Annotated in this window: 17 protein-coding genes and 1 pseudogene; 4 read left to right on the top strand and 14 right to left on the bottom strand. The window is 60.0% G+C overall.

Going from position 1 to position 18,391, the window contains the following annotated elements; genetic code table 11:
* Positions 1–3: 3 nt before the first annotated feature.
* The 3 genes and pseudogenes from AYK65_RS18840 to nodQ all read left to right on the top strand — a co-directional run.
* Positions 4–792 (top strand): ABC transporter permease, encoded by a 789-nt coding sequence (locus AYK65_RS18840; protein ID WP_081159475.1) that lies wholly within the window; start codon positions 4–6, stop codon positions 790–792.
* Positions 793–864: 72 nt separating this feature from the next.
* Entirely contained in the window at positions 865–1,623 is a 759-nt protein-coding gene (locus AYK65_RS18835) for a sulfotransferase (RefSeq protein WP_081159473.1), read from the top strand.
* A 203-nt stretch (positions 1,624–1,826) separates the two neighbouring features.
* A pseudogene (gene nodQ / locus AYK65_RS18830) lies at positions 1,827–2,459 on the top strand (bifunctional sulfate adenylyltransferase/adenylyl-sulfate kinase NodQ); the annotation flags it as partial.
* Positions 2,460–2,875: 416 nt separating this feature from the next.
* On the opposite strand, the gene AYK65_RS18825 reads toward nodQ, so the two are convergent.
* The 14 genes from AYK65_RS18825 to AYK65_RS18755 all read right to left on the bottom strand — a co-directional run bounded on the left by AYK65_RS18825 (position 2,876) and on the right by AYK65_RS18755 (position 16,518).
* Positions 2,876–3,550, bottom strand: a complete 675-nt coding sequence (locus AYK65_RS18825; RefSeq protein ID WP_081159472.1) for a Crp/Fnr family transcriptional regulator — start codon at positions 3,548–3,550, stop codon at positions 2,876–2,878.
* Positions 3,551–3,635: 85 nt separating this feature from the next.
* The gene (gene ccoS, locus AYK65_RS18820; RefSeq protein ID WP_081159470.1) at positions 3,636–3,791 is read right to left on the bottom strand and encodes a cbb3-type cytochrome oxidase assembly protein CcoS; all 156 of its coding nucleotides are present in this window, start codon (positions 3,789–3,791) and stop codon (positions 3,636–3,638) included.
* Positions 3,788–6,070: a cation-translocating P-type ATPase gene (locus AYK65_RS18815; RefSeq protein ID WP_081159469.1), complete on the bottom strand. Its 2,283-nt coding sequence runs from the start codon at positions 6,068–6,070 to the stop codon at positions 3,788–3,790. Before AYK65_RS18815 ends, ccoS begins: the two co-directional genes overlap by 4 nt.
* Positions 6,067–6,561 carry a FixH family protein gene (locus tag AYK65_RS18810; protein WP_081159468.1) on the bottom strand — a complete coding sequence of 165 codons (495 nt, stop codon included), beginning with the start codon at positions 6,559–6,561 and terminating at the stop codon, positions 6,067–6,069. Before AYK65_RS18810 ends, AYK65_RS18815 begins: the two co-directional genes overlap by 4 nt.
* Positions 6,562–6,568: 7 nt before the next feature.
* Positions 6,569–8,143: a cytochrome c oxidase accessory protein CcoG gene (gene ccoG, locus AYK65_RS18805; protein ID WP_081159467.1), complete on the bottom strand. Its 1,575-nt coding sequence runs from the start codon at positions 8,141–8,143 to the stop codon at positions 6,569–6,571.
* Between the two features lie 67 nt (positions 8,144–8,210).
* Positions 8,211–9,080: a cytochrome-c oxidase, cbb3-type subunit III gene (gene ccoP, locus AYK65_RS18800; RefSeq protein WP_081159466.1), complete on the bottom strand. Its 870-nt coding sequence runs from the start codon at positions 9,078–9,080 to the stop codon at positions 8,211–8,213.
* A 3-nt stretch (positions 9,081–9,083) separates the two neighbouring features.
* Positions 9,084–9,236, bottom strand: coding sequence for a cbb3-type cytochrome c oxidase subunit 3 (locus AYK65_RS18795; RefSeq protein WP_081159465.1), 153 nt, complete (start codon positions 9,234–9,236; stop codon positions 9,084–9,086).
* A gap of 11 nt (positions 9,237–9,247) precedes the next feature.
* The gene (gene ccoO, locus AYK65_RS18790) at positions 9,248–9,979 is read right to left on the bottom strand and encodes a cytochrome-c oxidase, cbb3-type subunit II (protein WP_081159464.1); all 732 of its coding nucleotides are present in this window, start codon (positions 9,977–9,979) and stop codon (positions 9,248–9,250) included.
* Positions 9,980–9,990: 11 nt separating this feature from the next.
* Positions 9,991–11,607 (bottom strand): cytochrome-c oxidase, cbb3-type subunit I, encoded by a 1,617-nt coding sequence (ccoN, locus tag AYK65_RS18785; RefSeq protein ID WP_081159463.1) that lies wholly within the window; start codon positions 11,605–11,607, stop codon positions 9,991–9,993.
* A gap of 692 nt (positions 11,608–12,299) precedes the next feature.
* Positions 12,300–12,929, bottom strand: a complete 630-nt coding sequence (locus AYK65_RS18775; RefSeq protein ID WP_081159462.1) for a helix-turn-helix domain-containing protein — start codon at positions 12,927–12,929, stop codon at positions 12,300–12,302.
* 78 nt (positions 12,930–13,007) lie between these two features.
* A complete protein-coding gene (locus AYK65_RS18770) occupies positions 13,008–13,355 on the bottom strand; it encodes a transcriptional regulator (protein WP_081159460.1) in 348 nt (115 codons plus the stop codon).
* 98 nt (positions 13,356–13,453) lie between these two features.
* Positions 13,454–14,065, bottom strand: coding sequence for a response regulator FixJ (gene fixJ, locus AYK65_RS18765; protein ID WP_081159459.1), 612 nt, complete (start codon positions 14,063–14,065; stop codon positions 13,454–13,456).
* Positions 14,058–15,575 carry a PAS domain S-box protein gene (gene fixL, locus AYK65_RS18760; protein WP_081159457.1) on the bottom strand — a complete coding sequence of 506 codons (1,518 nt, stop codon included), beginning with the start codon at positions 15,573–15,575 and terminating at the stop codon, positions 14,058–14,060. The genes fixJ and fixL overlap by 8 nt, the downstream gene beginning before the upstream one ends.
* A 496-nt stretch (positions 15,576–16,071) precedes the next feature.
* Positions 16,072–16,518, bottom strand: coding sequence for a pseudoazurin (locus AYK65_RS18755; protein WP_081159456.1), 447 nt, complete (start codon positions 16,516–16,518; stop codon positions 16,072–16,074).
* A gap of 381 nt (positions 16,519–16,899) precedes the next feature.
* On the opposite strand from AYK65_RS18755, the gene hemN reads away from it, so the two are divergent.
* Positions 16,900–18,252, top strand: a complete 1,353-nt coding sequence (hemN, locus tag AYK65_RS18750) for an oxygen-independent coproporphyrinogen III oxidase (protein ID WP_081159454.1) — start codon at positions 16,900–16,902, stop codon at positions 18,250–18,252.
* The last annotated feature ends 139 nt before the right edge of the window (positions 18,253–18,391 follow it).

The raw sequence follows: 18,391 nt of genomic DNA, 5'->3' as shown, positions 1-18,391 counted from the left end.
GCAATGGTTGAAGGCTGGGCGGCGGCCATGCCCGCCAATGCGTGGAATTGGATCGCCGTATGGCGACGCAACTATCTCGCATGGAAAAAAATCGCGATTGCGGCAATACTCGGAAATCTCGCCGATCCTTTGATCTATCTGTTCGCCCTCGGCTTTGGCCTTGGAATAATGGTAGGTCCAGTCGACGGCGCTTCCTATATCGCTTTTCTAGCGGCCGGCATGGTCGCCGCAAGCGCGATGACCTCGGCGACTTTCGAAACCATTTATGCTGCATTCGGTCGAATGCATTCTCAACGGAGCTGGGAAGCAATTCTGTGCACGCAACTCACGCTCGGCGACATCATTCTCGGTGAACTGGCGTGGGCCGCCACGAAGGCTTTTCTAGCAGGCACGGCTATCATGATTGTTGCCAGCATCTTGGGCTATACAGCATGGCCATCCGCTCTCTATGCGCTGCCAGTCGTCGTTCTCACTGGCTTCGCCTTCGCGAGCCTGGCGATGGTCGTTATGGCCCTTGCGCCCAGTTACGACTATTTCATCTTTTACCAGACACTCGTCCTCACACCCATGTTGTTCCTGGGCGGCGCGGTCTTTCCAGTCTCGCACCTGCCTAGCGCTTTTCAACAGGTGGGGCGCTTCCTGCCGCTTGCGCATGCAGTGGATCTTCTTCGCCCGGCATTGCTTGGCCGACCGGGCGAGAGTGTCGGCCTGCATATCGGAGCGCTGTGTGTCTATACAGTATTGCCGTTCTTCCTGTCGGCGGCACTGTTACGTCGACGCCTCATGCCTTGAGGCCACTTACCACCATTTGAGGAGATACGTGATGCAGTATCTGTTCGATCCAGTAGAGAGCAGGCCCTTACTATGACCTATCCCGCAGCGCCACCAGAGCCATTTGTAATTCTTGGGATGCCAAGGACCGGCACGCATTACCTGGAAGCATTGTTAAACAAGCATCCGAGCGTCTTAAGCAACGGTGAGTTGCTCAATCAATACGATCCGAATTGGCCCGATAAGGATCGCCTTTTGCGCAGCGATCGCGAACTGCTCGAGCTTGCCTATCTGCGCCGTCCTGCACGCGAGGAGAAGGTGACGCACGTTGGCTGCAAAATCAACGAACCTCAATTCGAGGAGCGTCCAGGCTTTTTGCCCGAGCTTGCCCGTTGGCCGGGTCTCAAGGTCATCCTCTTGACTCGCAAAAACACATTGGAATCGCTGCGCTCGTTGATACAGGCGAGACGGTCTGGGCACTGGCTGAAGTTCAGCTCCGACAAAGATATGGCTCCGCCACCACGCGTGAAACTGTCGATCGGTGAATGCGAGACTTACTTTAAGACTACCGAAGATTTCCACGCTCGGGTCAAGCGCTCCTTTGCGTCGAGCAGCACGCTCACGATCGAGTACGAGGGTCTTCTTGGCGATCCGGCCGGATGCCTGGCAACGATTTGTGATTTCCTAGGCGTTGCTCCGCTTCGACTTTCTGGTGCCGTCGTACTCGAGCGACAGGAACAGCGGCCACTGAATGAAACAGTCGAGAATTTCCAAGAGTTGCGGGCTCATTTTGCCGGGGGGCCCTACGCGAGATTTTTTGAGGTCGCCGAAGTTCTCGAACAACAGCGGTAACTGATTATCTCATTGATCTTCGACGGCGGAATGCAGGATTCGTGCAACAGCACGAACGTCCTGCACGCCCGCTATGGTCTGTTTCACTGGAAAAGATCCCATTCGCTCGTCGCCTTGCAAGGCGTTTCGTTCTTTTCCTCCGACGGCAGCACAACGGTGTGGAGATGGAGCAAGATAGCGACGAACTCGTCCTGATGGACCCGACAGTCGGCGCCGACATGAACGCTTCCCAGCGACGCCGTCCCAAAAACGTCCGTTGGCATGGTTTTGACGTGAATAAAGCGGCCCGTAGTGCGATCAAGCATCAACGCCCCGCCATTCTTTGGTTCACCGGTTTATCCGGATCAGGCAAGTCAACGATCGCCAATGCGCTCGAGAGATCGCTGCATGCACGTGGCAAGCACACCTATGTGCTAGATGGCGACAATGTGCGTCACGGCCTCAATCGCGATCTTGGCTTTTCCGACGCAGATCGGGTTGAGAATATTCGCCGCGTCGCCGAGATGGCAAAGCTGATGGCCGATGCAGGATTGATCGTAATCGTATCCTTCATTTCGCCCTTCCGGGAAGAGAGGCGTATGGCGCGCGAGATGATGGAACAAGGTGAGTTCATTGAAATATTCGTGGACACGCCACTGGAGGAATGCGCGCGGCGCGATCCAAAGGGCCTTTATGAGAAGGCGCTCGCCGGAAAGATCGCCAATTTCACCGGCATCACATCTCCGTACGAGATGCCCCAAAGTCCTGAACTGCATCTGAAAACGGTTGGCTACCAACCGGCCCAACTGGCGCTGTTAGTGGAGGAGTTTCTCGAGAGGCGAATAGCGGAGAAATGATGACGGTTGCCCAGATGGCCGCACCATGAAGGAGCCTTATCAGTGTGATGACATTGGGAGGTATCGCAGTGGGTGAGCGTGTCGATGAAATCGGAGTACAACTGGACATTGACCGCCTCCCACTCGTTGACCCGGCCTAACCGGGCATTGCGCAGAGCAGCCGATCTTGGCCTGTCGAGGAAACCGCCGCCCAACGGGATGGATGTTCGGCTTTGTGATCGAAAACAAGCCGCACCACTCGGGTAGCGCTATGCTGGCCGAGGCAGCCTGATCCGGCCTTCCGTTCCTGCCATGGAGACGAAATTCAGGATAGAGCCGAAGACATGTATACCCTGCCATACATAGGTCGGCCTTGATGCAGCCCGACCGGGCTCTTAAACTCCAACAGCGCCCCACAGCCAGAGCCAACCGCCTCGTCAGTATCGTTCGAGCGCGTGCCGATCGTGGATCTCGATCAATCGACCTCTTACCGTCACTCCCGACTGGCGTAGCGTCGAAAAGGCGCGCGACAGGGCTTCCGGAGCGAGGCCGAGCTTGCCCGCGAGGATATTCTTCTGAAACGGCAGGCGGAAACTAGTCGAGTCCTCGGGACAATGACTGAGAATGAAGTTCGCGACGCGTTGCGTGGCGGTGAGCAAGCGATCTTCTGCGAGTAAATCCTCCGTCATTTTTCCGCGGTAGCAAAGGTGCTCGATCAATGCTTGCGCAACCTCGTGATCCGTCGCGGCGAGCTGTTGAAGCTTGCCGCCGTTCAGGCGCGCGATGACCGATCTTTTGGCAGCAACCGCGCTCGCCGTCGCCCGTTGCCTTAGAAACATTGCAGTCTCTGCGAACATCTCACCTTCCGGGAATAACGCTACATCCGCTTCGCGTCCGTCCTTTCCCAGGCGACAAAGCCGAACCAGCCCGGAAAGCACGAAGAAGACATCGTTGATACTCTCGTCCTGCCGGAACAGGACGTCACGCTCTTCGTATGCAGATACCGACGCACTGTTGAGAACGTCCTCGAAAGTAGACTGTGGCAGCCGCCCGAAGAAGCGGGAGCGGATCAGGGTCGCCCTATCCGTCGACGTCAATTGCAGCGTGTTCATGTGCACAAGCCTCGACAAAAGTCACATCAGTCTAGCCGTTCGGGGGACAACCCTTCTTGACGCCGGTCAAACAAGTGAAGAGCCGTTAGGCGTGCGGTCTGCCATCACCCTCGTCGAGGACACGCCAGGAAGCACCGTCCAGATCTTCATATTGCCCGCTCTTCACGGCCCAGAGGAACGCGACGAGCCCGAGGCCGCCGAGAACTAATGCGATCGGAATGAGATAGACAAGCGTGTTCATCGTCCGATCCCCAAGGGCCGCGGGCAGGCAACCGGCTCCATTCGATCAAATGCATTCGTCGATGCAGTGCTCGCCAGACGCAACGCGTTGGTGACAACGATCAGCGAGGAGGTGGACATCGCTACCGCTGCTACGAGTGGGGTGGCGTAGCCGAGGATGGCAATCGGCACGGCGATCAGGTTGTAGCCGATGGCCAGCGCGAAATTCTGGCGGATCAGCCGGCTGGCTTGTCGCGAAATCTCGATGGCGAAGGGAACCGCCGTCAATGGTTGATGCATGAAGACGAAATCCGCCGCCTGTCGTCCGACATCGGCAGCCGTAGCCGGCGCCATCGAGACATGCGCCGCGCGGAGAGCCGGCGCGTCGTTGATGCCGTCGCCGACCATCAGAGCCCTGTGGCTGCCGGCGGCGGCGGTGCAGGCCTCGACCTTGCCCCGCGGCGATAGCTCGGCCCACCATGTTCTGATGCCGAGCCGGCGACCGATCTCCGCTACCACTGGCCCGCGGTCGCCGGAGAGGATGGCGGTCTCGAGCCCTCGGCTGTGCAGGGCCTTGATGCTCTCGCGAGCGGCAGGGCGCAAGCGGTCCTCGAAGCGCAGGCACGCAAGCTCCCGGCCGTCGAGCGACAGGATCGCCTCCGACTGGCCGTTCGTCGCCCCTTCAGCACCGCAGGCGAAGACTCGGCTGCCGAGCCGGTAGACACCATCCTTCGTTCGCGCCTCCATACCGGCGCCCGGTATTTCGCGGATGTCGCCGGCGAGCGGCGACGTGGCCGCTGTCGTCCTTTGCAGGGCCACCGCGATCGGATGACGCGAATGGGCGGCAAGGGCAGCGGCAATCGCCAATGCCCTGGGCGCGATCTCGTGCGCATTGACGAGCCTTGGCTCGCCAACCGTCAGTGTGCCGGTCTTGTCGAAGAGCACCATGTCGATCTCCGCCAGGCGCTCCATCGCCGAGCCGTCCTTCACCATGACGCCGCCCTGGAAGAGCCGTCCGGCGGCAACGACCTGCACGACCGGCACGGCGAGGCCGAGCGCACAGGGGCAGGTGATGATGAGGACGGCGACCGCGATCAGCATGGCATGGCGAACGTCGCCCTCCACAAGCATCCAGCCGATGAAAGTCAGAAGCGCGAGCAGATGGACGGCGGGCGAGTAATAGCTGGCGGCGCGGTCGGCGATGCGGCGGTACCGCGCCCTACCCCCTTCAGCCGCTTCCATCAATCCCATGATCTCCGCCAGGAAAGAATGGCGCGCGCTCGCCGTCGCCTCCAGGAGAAGCGGGCCGGTGAGATTCAAGGTGCCGGCCTGCACGCCGTCACCCGCCGCAACCGGCGCCGGCGCGCTCTCGCCATTGACGACGGAACGGTCGAGATCGCTGGCGCCCGAGAGCACGCGCCCGTCGACGGGGATGCGTTCGCCGGCGGCGATCATCAGCTGCTCACCGGCCTTGATCTCCTCGATCGCGCGGTACTCGCGCGAGCCGTCGGGATGGACGACGGTCGCGCCGCGTGGCGACAGACGCGCAAGACCGCTGATCGCCGAACGTGCGCGTCCCCGCATCATATGATCGAGTGTCCGGCCGGTAAGCAGGAAGAACAGCAAGGTGACCGACGCGTCGAACCAGGCATGCTCACCATGGCCGATCGTCTCGTAGAGAGAGATGCCGTAGGAAAGCGTGACCGCAAGGGCGATCGGCACATCCATATTGGTTCGGCCGTGGCGAAGCGCTTTCCAGGCGGACTGATAGAAGAACCGGCCGGCATAGATCAGCGCCGGGCCCGCGATCAGCGCCGAGAGCCAGTGAAAGAGGTCGCGCGTCGCGGCGTCCGCCCCCGACCAGACGGAGACGGAGAGCAGCATGATATTCGCGGCGGCAAAGCCGGAAACGGCACAGGCGCGGATCAATTGCTTGAGCACCGCGTCGATCTCTTCCTCGCCGGGCGTGAAGAGATGCGTCTCGTAGCCCCGCTCGCCGATCGCGCGCACGAATGCGCCGGGATCGCTGCGCCTGCCGTCAACCTCTTCCTTCCAGACGATCGAAACGCGGCGCGAGGAGAGATTGACGCGTGCCCGCTCGATCTCCGGCCGCACGCGCAGCGCGCTTTCGATGGTGGTTATGCAGGCGCCGCAGTGAACGCCCGGCACGCTAAGCTCCGTCTGGCGCAACCCGTTCCCAAGCACTCGGCTTGCGAGCCACAGCTCTTCGGACGCAGTCTGTCGCTGCCCTGCACCGTCTTCTACCGAGGCGATTCCGATTGTTGCAGCACAGCAGCTCATTGGTCCTCTCCCTGCGCGATGAAACGAATGGCCTGACAGTAGACGAGCGCTCCGCCCGCCTTGGACGTCATGTCGGCGATCCACTGCCCCGGTTTGAGCACCTGCGTCGAAACGAACACACCCTCACCGTCGCGAACAAGCTCGATGCGAACATCCTCATGAGCCTCGACGGGCCGTTTGAGCACGGCGATGACCTGATCGACCGCCCGCTCAGGCTCGCCTTTGCGGGTCAGCACGTAGCGGATGGTAGCCAGCTCGGACGTGAGTTCTCCCTTAATGCCGCTTGCCGCAAAGGCGCGGGTCGTAGCGAGCTTGTCATTGAACTTCTGGCTGGCGACGAAGGCGTTCTCGACGACAAGGCCGCTCCAACTGCGGCTAGCATTCCAGGCCATGAGGAGATTGACGGAGATGATGGTCCCGAAGAACAGCCCCATCACCGCCAGCATGTGCCATCCCGTAAATCGGGGCGGTTTACTGCCTTGCCTGATCATAAGCCGCTCACTTTGCTGTTCCGGGTTGAATAAATTTGGTGCGGTAGACATCTCGTTCGTGGCTGGAAGGGTCTTCGGCTCTGAACGAGAAGCCTGATTGGGCCTCCACGAGGCTCTCTTTTGGCAGGGTCACGAAGATTTTGAAGGACGTGACTTTGTCCGGATCGACGGCAACTGAGAAGCTTTGACCGTCGCCCGGAGCCTGGCCGGCGATCCGCACCCGGGCGGACGGCATGCCATCCAGGCTTAGAGTGATCCGCCGCGGCTCCGGGATCATGTTCAGGAGTTTGAGCACGTAGCCGTTGCGCACTGAGCCGTCGGACTCGACGACATATTGCGGGTTGCGATCGTGCAGCACGTTGAGTTCGAGCCTATCGCGGGAAACAAGCGCATAAAGCATGCCGAGACCGACGAGTGCCCAGATCCCGAAATAGAGAATCACGCGCCGCCGGAAGATTATCCGCCAATCGAAATCCCTGATACCTTCGACGAAGACGCCATTCCCGTCGCGTACTCGCCTCGGGTCGATCGGGATTGCGCCATTGTTGGTGGCGAGCGCCATGTTGGCGGAATAGTCGCTGAGCGTCGCATAGGAGATCAAACCGCGCTCGCGACCGAGCTTGTCCATGACGCCATCGCAGGCATCGATGCAGAGCGCGCAGGTGATGCATTCAAGCTGCTGACCATCGCGGATGTCGATCCCCATGGGACAGACCGCGACGCAGGCATTGCAGTCGACGCAATCGCCGACCACCTCGCCGAGAGCTGCCGCCCTCTTCGCATGGCGTGTGCGTCGCTCGCCCCGCCAGTCGTTATAAGTAACGACCAAGGAATTCTCATCCAACATCGCGGCCTGGATGCGCGGCCAGGGACACATATAAGTGCAGACCTGCTCTCGCATGAGGCCACCGAAAAGGTAGGTCGTGGCGGTAAGCGTCGCGACCGTCATGTAGGCGACCGGTTCAGCTTCGAGTGCGACGAAGCTCTTCATCAGCGTGGGAGCGTCGGCGAAGTAAAAGATCCAGGCGCCGCCGGTCGCAACACCGATCACCAACCAGATCGCATGCTTGGCAAAGCGCTTGCAGACCTTGTCGAACGTCCATGAGCCGGCATCGAGGCGCATTCGGGCAAGGCGGTCGCCCTCAATAAAGCGCTCGACCACAAGGAAGAGATCGACCCAGACGGTTTGGGGACAGGCATAGCCGCACCAGGCGCGGCCGACCGCCGAGGTCACCAGGAAGAGCCCAAAGCCAGCCATAACGAGGAGCCCCGCCACGAAGAAGAATTCCTGCGGCCAGATCTCGATGAAGAAGAAATAAAACCGCCGTGCCGCCAAATCGACGAGGACGGCCTGGTCCGGCGCATGCGCGCTGCGATCCCAGCGAATCCAGGGGGTCAAGTAGTAAATGCTCAAGGTAACAAGCATCACCAGCCACTTGAACCGCCGGAAGCGGCCTTCCGCCCGTTTGGGAAAAATCTTCCGCCGCTTCTCGTAAAGCGGTCGGCCAACACGCGCGGCACTGATGGGCCTGGCCTCGAGCCTTTCCATGGAGCCAGCTTTTTGGGCGGGCTGATAATGCATATGGGCAGTCCCCACTAGAACTCTATGTAAGATGAGCCTTTGCGGCACCAGAACGGCATCATGCTTCTTACTCGCCGCCGCCGAGCGAATGGACGAAGATCGCAAGGTCCTTGACCACGGGGTCACCTACGCGGTTGACCCAGCCTGGCATAACGCCATGTTTCGGCGACCTCATCTGATCGGTGATCGCCTGCTCGCCCTCGCCCTTCAGCCAGATGGCGTCGGCGAGGTTGGGCGCGCCGACTTCGCGGCTGCCCTTCGCATCCGCTCCATGGCAGGAGGCGCAATTATCGGCAAAGAGCTGCTTCCCGAGTTCCACAAGTGCCGGATTCGAAGGCGTCGCGGTCAGACTCAGCACATAGGCTGCAGTCGCTCGCATTTCGTCGGGCGTCAGCATGTCGGCAAATGCAGGCATTTCTGAAACACGTGTCTCCTCGTCTCCATCGTAACGGATGCCATGCGCGATCGTCTGGTAGATCTCCTTGGGATTTCCGCCCCAAAGCCAGTCGTTATCATTCAGGTTCGGGAAGCCCTTGCCTCCGGCCGCGCCCGACCCGTGACATGGCGCGCAATTCACTTTGAAGGCGGATGCTCCGGCCGAGATTGCGAACTGCTTCAGCTCCGGATCGGCCATGATGTCCTCGATTGGGCTCGAGGCGATGCGCTCAGCGTTGCCGGCCTGCGCCGCCTTGGCATTCGCAAGCTCCGCAGTGACCACGGCTCGGCTCGAATAACCGAGCAAACCCTTCGTTGATTCCGTCAGCAGTGGCCATGAGGGATAGGCGATAGCGTGTCCAATCGCCCAGACAATCGTCGCATAGAAGGTGTAGACCCACCAGCGCGGGATCGGATTGTTGAGTTCGCGAATTCCGTCCCATTCGTGCCCGGTGGTCTCCACCCCGCTGATATCGTCAACGTGCTTGTGCTTGTCCGCCATGGATCAATCCTCCTTCAGCGGGATGGCAGAGGCCTCAACGGCGGCGTTCGTGGCGCCCGGCCGGAAAATGAAAACTACGACGCCGAGAAAGTAGAGGGTCATGGCAAGCACTCCCCAACTGTCGGCGAAATGACGCATGGCCGTGTAGGTTTCCATGTGCGTTCCTCTCAGCGATATCCGGTTGTGTCGTCGTAGGTGGAGAAGTCGACGAGCGTGCCCAGCATCTGGAGGTAGGCGATGAGCGCGTCCATCTCCGTGAGCCTCTGCGGATCACCGTCGAAGTCGCCGAGCTTGGCCTTGGGATAGCGTGCCTCAACGCCGGACGTATCGGCATTCGGGTCGGCCTGGGCCTTCAGGTCCGCGGCCGCGTTGTCGATCATCTCGTCCGTATAGGGCACGCCGACCGTACGGTTGGCCTTGAGGTTCATGGCGACATTCTTCACCTCGAGCGGCGTCTCCTTGAGGAAGGCATAGCTCGGCATTACCGATTCCGGCACGACCGAGCGCGGTTCAGTCATGTGCTGGACATGCCATTCGTTGGAGTAGCGGTCGCCGACGCGGGCAAGGTCCGGCCCCGTGCGCTTCGACCCCCATTGGAACGGATGATCGTACATCGACTCCGCCGCCAGCGAGTAGTGGCCGTATCGTTCGACCTCGTCGCGGAACGGGCGGATCATCTGGCTGTGGCAAACGTAACAGCCTTCACGGATGTAGATGCCGCGGCCGGCAAGCTCCAGCGGCGAATAGGGCCGCATCCCCTCGACCTTCTCGATGGTGTTTTCCAGATAGAAGAGCGGAGCGATCTCGACGATGCCTCCGATCGAGACGACGAGCAGCGAACCGACAAGGAGCAGCGTGGCATTGCGTTCGAGTAGTGCGTGTTTATCGAGAATGGACATCGTCTGGCCTCCTATTCCGCGGCTGACAGAGGTTCAGCATCGAAAGCTGCCGCTTCCTTGCGCACGCGCCCCAGGATGGTCATTGTCACGTTGAAGGCCATGATGAGTGCGCCGGTGAGGAATAGGCCGCCGCCAGCGGCACGCATGACGTAGTACGGGAACATCGCCGCTACCGACTCCGCGAAGGAGTAGACGAGGAATCCCTGGTCGTCGTACTCGCGCCACATCAGTCCCTGCTGGATGCCGGCGACCCACATGGCTGCGGCGTAGACGACGATCCCGAGGGTCGCGAGCCAGAAGTGCCAGTTGACCAGCTGCAAGCTGTATAGCCGCTCGCGATTCCAGAGCTTCGGCACCAGATAGTAGATGGCGCCGAAGGTGATGAGGCCGTTCCAGCCGAGCGCGCCGGAATGGACGTGACCGATCGTCCAGTCTGTGTAGTGGCTGAGCGAATTGACGGTCTTGATTGACATAATCGGCCCTTCGAAGGTCGCCATGCCGTAGAAGGCGACGGCCATGACCATCATGCGGACGACCGGGTCTGTGCGGATCTTGTCCCAGGCGCCGGAGAGCGTCATCAAACCGTTGATCATGCCACCCCAGGAGGGCATCCACAGCATGACGGAGAAGACCATGCCCAGCGTCTGCGCCCAGTCGGGAAGCGCCGTATAGTGCAGGTGGTGAGGACCCGCCCAGATATACATGAAGATCAGCGCCCAGAAGTGGATGATCGACAGACGGTAGGAATAGACGGGGCGGTTCACCTGCTTGGGGATGAAGTAGTACATCATCGCCAGGAAGCCGGCCGTCAGGAAGAAGCCGACGGCGTTGTGGCCGTACCACCACTGTGTCAGCGCATCCTGCACACCCGCGAAGGCCGAATAGCTCTTCGAGCCGAGGAACGACACCGGCACCGCCAGGTTGTTGACGATGTGCAGCATGGCGATTGTGACAATGAAGGCGACATAGAACCAGTTCGCCACATAGATATGCGGCTCCTTGCGCTTCAGGATCGTTCCGAGGAACGTCAATAGGTAGGCGACCCATACGATCGTCAGCCAAAGGTCGACGTACCACTCCGGTTCCGCGTATTCACGCGCCTGCGTAATGCCGAGCAGGTAGCCGGTCGCTGCAAGGACGATGAAGAGCTGATAGCCCCAGAAAACGAACCAGCCGAGATCGCCGCCGAAAAGACGCGCGCGGCTCGTGCGCTGGACCACATAGAAGGAAGTGGCGATCAGTGCGTTGCCGCCGAATGCGAAGATCACCGCCGAGGTGTGGAGCGGCCGCATGCGGCCGAAGTTGAACCAGGGCTGGACATTTAGATCGGGAAAGGCGAGCTGCAGGGCGACGATGACGCCGACAAGGAAGCCGACCACGCCCCAGAACACAGTCGCGATGACGCCGTATTTCACGACCTCGTCGAAATATTCGGTCTGCCGGTTCGGATGACCCGCGGCAGCTGGACGGAAGTCAACGCGGCGCATGAGCATCAAGGTGCCGGCGAGCAGAATGAAGAACAGCACCCACATATGCGCGCCGAACAGGCGGTCCTGGGCAAAGCCGGCTCCGGCCAGCGCCAGGAAGGCGCCGATCGCAAGCACGACGATCTCGACTGTATGTTTCATGGTTAGGCCCCACTCTTCTCTGATCGCTGACTGGCACACGCCTTCGCACGTATGCCATCGAGGTCTCCCCGAGAATTGTCAGAGTCGAGTGCTGGGCACTTTGATTCAAATCAAGTGCTCTCCACGAGATATCGCGCGGGCTGACACCGTAGGCGGGCAGCAAGGCGTCAAGGCATGATGGCGGCAGCCTCACCTTTCCCCTGGTCACAGCGCTGTTACGGGAATTCAGGAATCAAGAAATTGCGAAGACGCGCCGTAGGAATTCGTCCGCCCCTGCAAGCTTTCCCACCAGTTGGGTTCGAGCAGGACCAGCGTGAATGCGTTCGTCGTGACGGCCGTCCGCCGCGGGCAGTTGGCGACATCGTCGGGTCGCAACCACGCTCTTCCATTGGCGATTGCCGGCAAATTCATCGATCTGGAGCGACATTTTGGGGTTGCTGCGCATCCAATCGATCTTTTAGCTGGGCGTGGAAAAACAGTAAGGGCTATTGCCCGAGTGCGCGGTAGGTGATTGGCACAATTTTAGAGGCTGGCCGTCCCTGCTAACCGCGCGAGATCGCCGGCAGCGACTTCCCCTTGGCATTCCTCTCGAGACTTCGCCTCACAAACATGGCTCTTCCCTCCTCCTGTTAAACCACGCACCGTTGGACGCGGCAGAGAACCAGAGGGGCCTGCTGCGCGACCCGGCCAGCTTAGTTACAAAGCGCACGGAGTGCGTCGGGCTTCACGATGTCGATCGTCCTGGCGTCCCTGAGCGCGATGACGCTGCGACCCTTCAGTTTGGTCACCACGCGCGACACGGTTTCGGTCGTGAGGCCGAGATAGTCGGCAATATCCTGCCGCGACATGGGCAAGCGCAGCTGCCTGCCTCCTCCCTGTCGTTCGCAAAGATCGATCAGGAATGCGGCAACCCGCTCCACGGCACATTGCCTGCCGATCACCAGAAGATGCTGCTGAGCCCGCGCCATACCGGTCAGGGCCAGGGCGAGAAGCTCCCGCGAACGCTCCTGCATATGCCGGCGGCCGAAGACGGCCAGTTTCGTTTCCGTGATGGCTTCGGCAAAGAAAGAATGGTTGGACCCTGCTTCGAAACCGAACATTTCCCCCGGCAGATGAAAGGACACGACCTGTCGCCGTCCGTCCGGGAGCAGGCGGTAGACACTCACAGCTCCAGTCGAAACCTGATAGCACTTGTCGATCAAATCGCCCTCGGCATAAATCTCGCGACCAGCCTGGTAGGGGGCGACAAGGTACGGCCCAGAAATTTGGGTCCGTTCTACGTGTTCGGCCTGTTGGAAGGAGGTTTGTGCAGCGGCGTACATGTCTTATCCCCTGTTCGGTTGGGGGTAAATTGGCAATTCACGTCGCTGCGAGAAATTCGGTTAAATCACTAAGGGAAACTACTTAGCCGCTTCGATCAGCTTGTTAATCGCGCCGAGCAGGTCGGGACCGGTGAACGGCTTCGTCAATACTGTGTTGTCGACGTACGCCTGGAGTGCCGACAAGCCGTCGGCCAGCAGTATGGCTCTTCCTCCAAGACTCTTGAGGAATTGCGTGGCGGGCTGCGGCTCCGATCTTAGTATCTCATCATCAAGGATCGTGCACAGAGCGCCTCGGGAAGATTCTTCGGCCTTCTTCACGGTGTCGTAGGACTCGGTCGAGTATCCTTCGACTTCCAGCGCGAATGCCACGGACCGCCGGAGGCCTTGATCCGCTGCAACGACGACTATGCTTCTTTCAGCCAACAATTTGGATCCCGCTCAGCTGACGTGCGTCTGCCCGCCGTGAGCCGGCATTAGACCGCTTGCGGCAATGCGACGCATTGCGCGAGATCAATTCGGCAAAATCAGGAGGGACCGAAACCTGAGGCGAGAGCCATTCGAACGAGATGGGGAAGGCTCTTCGCCCTCATCTTGGCCATCACATTGGCGCGGTGCACCTCGACGGTGCGCGGGCTGATGTCCAGGTCGTAGGCGATCGACTTGTTGGGAAGGCCTGCTACCACCGCCGAGAGCACCTGGCGTTCTCTCTCGCTCAGCGTCTCGAGCCTCGCCTGGATGTCGCTGACCGCGTCCGCATCCTGCGAAACCATCAAATGTGCCGATGCCCTCTCGATCGCCTCGATGATCACGGAGTCCTCGAAAGGCTTCTCGATGAAATCCACGGCCCCCGCTTTCATGGCATCTACCGCCATGGGCACGTCGCCGTGACCGGTAATCACGATTGAAGGTATCTTGATCTTGCGCTCGCCGAGATTGCGCAGAAGGTCCACTCCGGACATCTCCGGCATTCTCAGATCCGTCACGAGAACCCCGTCTCTCACGTCCGGTGCGAAGGCGAGGAAGGCCTCGGCCGATGGATGCATTTTTACCGCAAAGCCATTCATCGTCAGCATGAAGGCCAGCGACTTCCTGACCGCCTCTTCATCGTCGACAATGTGCACCGTATAGTCAGTCATTGGCATGGATCCGTTCATCTACATAGGCGGGCAGCGTGAATCGGAAAGTAGCCCCACCGGCTGCATTTTTTGAGACAGTCATTTCACCGTCATGCGCTTCGACGATCCGCTTCGAAATGGAAAGTCCGATACCCATTCCGCTTGCCTTGGTCGTGACGAATGGCTTGAAGAGCTGACCGGCGATTTCCTCGGGAATTCCTCCGCCCGTGTCCTCAATGACAACGGCTACCTCGCCCGGATCGGCCGGCATCGTGCGGATCGTCAGCTCTCGACGCTCCACGTGACGCATCGCCTCGATCGCGTTGCGCATAAGATTGATGAGGATCTGTTGGATCTGGATCCGGTCGACCATTACCATCTCGGCACCGGGCAAATACTCAAATACGGTCCGAACCCCTTGCTCCCGCGACCCGACCAACGCAAGCGCCGCGGCCTCCTCCACCAGTTTGCGAATGTCTTCAGGCGCCTTTTCCGTCTCGCCCTTCGTTACGAATTCCCTGAGATGTTTGATGATCTGGCCGGCCCGCAATGACTGGCTCGCCACCTCCTCGAGCGCTTCGCGCATTCGTGTTGCGACGGTATCGTCTATGTCACGCAGCAGCCGCGTACAGCCATGCGAGTAGTTGGCGATCGCTGATAACGGCTGGTTCAGTTCGTGCGCAAGTGTCGAGGCCATCTCGCCCATCTCGTTGAGACGGGCAAGCCGCGCCAGCTCAGCCTGAATTTGCTCGAGCCTAGCGGCGGACTCCTCCCGCTCCGTCAGGTCTCGGATGAAGCCCGTGAAAAATCTCTCACCACCAGACTGCATCTCCCCGACTGCGAGCTTCATCGGAAACGTCGAACCGTCTTTACGCCGCCCGGACACGACGCGATCAATACCGATGATGCGCTTTTCGCCGGTTCTGAGGTAACGCCGCATGTATCCATCATGGTCGTGCCGATAGGGTTCAGGCATCAATATGCGCAGGTTCTCGCCAATGACCTCTTCCTCCGCATAGCCAAACTGTCGGACCGCCGCGGCGTTGAAGGAGACGATAGTGCCATCGGTGGCACTCACCACTGTGGCGTCCGGCACTGTATCCAATATGGATCTTAGATGCGCATCGCGGGCCTTTACCACGTCCTCCGTGCTGTCCAGCGCCCGCCTCACTGCCGCAAGCAGCTCCGCTAATGCGATGATCAGAAGCGTCGCAACAGCGAAGAAGACCAACTCGACCGCGCTCATATCGGGGGCGCTCTCAAACTGCCGAAGAGTGATTGCTGCGACAAGCGACAGCCCGGCTGCGAAGGTGACCGGGCCCGGCCCACCTCCTATGGCGACGAGGAGAATCGGCGGGGTGAAGGATAGGAGCATGGCACTCCCACCGAAGAACTCCCACGACGCCACTCTCAACGCAACAACACTCAACACCGCCGCCGTCGCGAGAATGTAGGCGGAAGCGCGCCCGAATTGCAATCTGATGAGCGACCGCGCCAGCCGCGTCCCTTCGACGATGCCCTTTGATTGCATTCCCTAATCCACTGCAGGAACGAATAGCCGTCGTGCGCCAATCGCAAATTGTCGCTCCCTCTATAACCCAGGTTGGTGCCGGTCAGCCATCCGGCCAGACTGGAACAAATCGTCCCATGATCTCGTGGCCCCCGACGGCGTGATCTGAGGACTAAATCGAGCCAAGCGACGATCCCCTCCTCGATGCCTCTCGAAGAGGCGCTCGGGACAGAGTCTTCCCACTAGAGAAGCTGCACCCGGCCGAGAAGTCGTGAGTGGGGGGCGCAGGAGAAATGGATATGGTCTGCCTATTCCGCTCTCTATGCGCAAGGAGACGGACGGTCGAGGATGAGCTGGCAGGTCCGGACGAGAGCAAGCCCTAGACAACAACGCTCCCTCCGGCAAGATCGGCCACGTGCCGAATGCCGCTTCTTTAAAAATCCAGCGCAGCTCGAACACCAAAAGCGAGACGCCAAGCAAACCAGCGGGACCGACCCGTCATCTGCCAAATTCCCGATTATTCCTGGATGGCAGCCGCGATAGCGGCATGAAGGCGCTCCACTGCCTTTTTCGGCAGCTTGCCGGCCTTCACCTTTTCGACATTGGCAGGTGCATCGCCCACAATCACAACGCCGACCATGCCCATGCCGACATGCGGCGCGCATTTGACGGCGTAAAGGCCGGGGACATCGAACGTGACCTTATAAGTCTCGTTCGGCTTGCTCTTGAAGGGGCTGGCGCCGTCTGGGATCATGCCCTTGATCGTCTCGACGTTATGCCCCTTGTCCTTCGGGATAAAGGTAACGCTGTCGCCCGGCTTCACGTTGACGAATGCCGGCTCAAACACCATCGGGCCCTCGGCGCCCTTGTTGAGCATGTGAACCTCGAACTCGGCGCCGTTTGCGGTGCTGGCAAAAACGGCAAGGATGGCGGCAGCGACAGCGGCTTTCGCAAATGTGCGCACGGAAATTCTCCTTTGGTTTCAGAGCCGGCTTGGCTCGCGATGCAAGGAGATACAGTAGAGACGATGCGGTCACTTTGATCCTTATCAAACAATCGGGTGAAGCCCGCGTTTTTGAATGCGGTATTTGGAGGATGGTCGTCCCCACCTAGCCAACTGTCATTGAACTAACTCGCGCAGATCGCAGACGTGAGGTTTTGTCACAGGCCCTCAGTTCCAGCTCGTCGATTCGCCAATACTCGTTGCTAGCCACCATGAAGAGTACGGCAGCGAGGAAACGGGAGCAGCCTTTCTGCGTGTCTTTGACATTGCTCAAAGAGTGGCGGCCGATGCCTCTCTACGATGGCAGCCGAACGGTGCCTTCCTGGAACCACAAGGACGCCCATGCAACCAGATCTTCTCGCAAAATACCGCGAGGCAATGCTGCCCCGCTATACAAGCTATCCGACGGCTCCCCACTTTTCGTCCGCGATCGGTGCCGACACCTACGGCGACTGGCTCGCATCCCTTTCTGCGGAGAAGCCAGTATCGCTCTATCTGCATATCCCGTACTGCCGATCGATGTGCTGGTATTGCGGCTGTCATACAACGATAACCAAGCGCGACGAACCGATCCTCGACTACTTGGCAGCGCTCCGTGAGGAGGTGTGCCTGGTCTCTGCGGCGGCGAAGAAACGGCTCAGCGTTGGTCACGTGCATTTTGGAGGGGGGACGCCGACAATCATCCGGCCACGGAAATTTCTGGAGCTGTTCCAACTTCTACGTGACCGTTTCGACTTCGCGATTGCCGCGGAGATCGCCGTGGAAATCGACCCGCGTACGCTCCAAGAGGAGATGGTGATAGCTCTTGGCGAAGCAGGCGTGAACCGCGCCAGCCTCGGCGTTCAGAGCCTCGATCCGCTCGTGCAGAAGGCCATCAATCGGATCCAAACTGAGGAACGGACGGCGGAGGCCGTCGCCCAGCTGCGGGCGGCGGGCGTCGGCAGCATCAACTTGGATCTCATCTACGGCCTGCCGCACCAGACGGTACAATCTTGTGTCGAGACGGCCGAAGCGGCGATCGCCATGGGTCCCAACCGCTTCGCCGTCTTTGGCTACGGACATGTCCCCTTCTTTAAGAAACACCAGAAGCTGATTGACGAGGCCGCACTTGCCGATGCGGAAGGCCGTATCGCGCAGGCGGAGGCAATCGCCGAAACCCTAATGGCGGCAGGCTATCGCCGCATCGGCTTCGATCACTTCGCCAAAGCGGATGACAGCCTCGCCGTCGCTCAGGCCACAGGGAAATTGCATCGCAGTTTCCAGGGCTACACGACCGATGCCTGTGAAGCTCTGATAGGCTTTGGTGCATCGGCGATCGGGCGGACGTCGGAGGGCTATCTTCAAAACGAGGTGGCGCCCCGCCTCTATGCACAAAAGATCGCACGCGGCCATCTCGCCACAGTGAAAGGTTATCGTTTGACGGAGGAGGACCGGCTACGGGCAGCCATCATTGAGCGGCTGATGTGCGACTTTTCCGCCGACGTTGCGGCTATTGCCGCCGCGCACGGTTTCGAATCCGGCAGTGTGCTTGATGGCAATGAGAGCCTCGCCATGCTCGAAAAGGATGGCGTCCTACAACGCGAGGGCGGCGTGATCCGCCTTCGTGAGGAACGACATTTCCTGATCCGCGCCGTGGCGGCAGCCTTCGACGCCTATCTGGAGCAGTCGCGTCGCGTGCATAGCAGGGTGGCGTGAGGCTATCTCTCGACTCTGGGAGTCTCGATTCCGCGGAGCGCTCCAGTGCGGGTCGATGCCGATCCCGTTCGTTTGGCCAAACACGGGCGGAATGCGGTCGAGACAGCGCCTTGGCGCCGATATGGGCAGCGTGTACCTG

The sequence above is a fragment of the Ensifer aridi genome, from assembly GCF_002078505.1.
GTDB classification, from domain to species: Bacteria; Pseudomonadota; Alphaproteobacteria; order Rhizobiales; family Rhizobiaceae; genus Sinorhizobium; species Sinorhizobium aridi.
This window is presented reverse-complemented; position numbering and strand designations above follow the sequence as displayed.

Excerpts from the sequence above, each read along its gene's own strand:
- ccoG (WP_081159467.1), bottom strand. The coding sequence starts at position 8,143 with ATGCATTATCAGCCCGCCCAAAAAGCTGGCTCCATGGAAAGGCTCGAG.
- fixL (WP_081159457.1), bottom strand. The coding sequence starts at position 15,575 with ATGCAATCAAAGGGCATCGTCGAAGGGACGCGGCTGGCGCGGTCGCTC.
- AYK65_RS18840 (WP_081159475.1), top strand. The coding sequence starts at position 4 with ATGGTTGAAGGCTGGGCGGCGGCCATGCCCGCCAATGCGTGGAATTGG.
- AYK65_RS18835 (WP_081159473.1), top strand. The coding sequence starts at position 865 with ATGACCTATCCCGCAGCGCCACCAGAGCCATTTGTAATTCTTGGGATG.
- AYK65_RS18795 (WP_081159465.1), bottom strand. The coding sequence starts at position 9,236 with ATGGAAACCTACACGGCCATGCGTCATTTCGCCGACAGTTGGGGAGTG.
- AYK65_RS18825 (WP_081159472.1), bottom strand. The coding sequence starts at position 3,550 with ATGAACACGCTGCAATTGACGTCGACGGATAGGGCGACCCTGATCCGC.
- AYK65_RS18815 (WP_081159469.1), bottom strand. The coding sequence starts at position 6,070 with ATGAGCTGCTGTGCTGCAACAATCGGAATCGCCTCGGTAGAAGACGGT.
- AYK65_RS18775 (WP_081159462.1), bottom strand. The coding sequence starts at position 12,929 with ATGTACGCCGCTGCACAAACCTCCTTCCAACAGGCCGAACACGTAGAA.
- hemN (WP_081159454.1), top strand. The coding sequence starts at position 16,900 with ATGCAACCAGATCTTCTCGCAAAATACCGCGAGGCAATGCTGCCCCGC.
- ccoP (WP_081159466.1), bottom strand. The coding sequence starts at position 9,080 with ATGGCGGACAAGCACAAGCACGTTGACGATATCAGCGGGGTGGAGACC.
- fixJ (WP_081159459.1), bottom strand. The coding sequence starts at position 14,065 with ATGACTGACTATACGGTGCACATTGTCGACGATGAAGAGGCGGTCAGG.
- ccoN (WP_081159463.1), bottom strand. The coding sequence starts at position 11,607 with ATGAAACATACAGTCGAGATCGTCGTGCTTGCGATCGGCGCCTTCCTG.
- AYK65_RS18810 (WP_081159468.1), bottom strand. The coding sequence starts at position 6,561 with ATGATCAGGCAAGGCAGTAAACCGCCCCGATTTACGGGATGGCACATG.
- ccoS (WP_081159470.1), bottom strand. The coding sequence starts at position 3,791 with ATGAACACGCTTGTCTATCTCATTCCGATCGCATTAGTTCTCGGCGGC.
- ccoO (WP_081159464.1), bottom strand. The coding sequence starts at position 9,979 with ATGTCCATTCTCGATAAACACGCACTACTCGAACGCAATGCCACGCTG.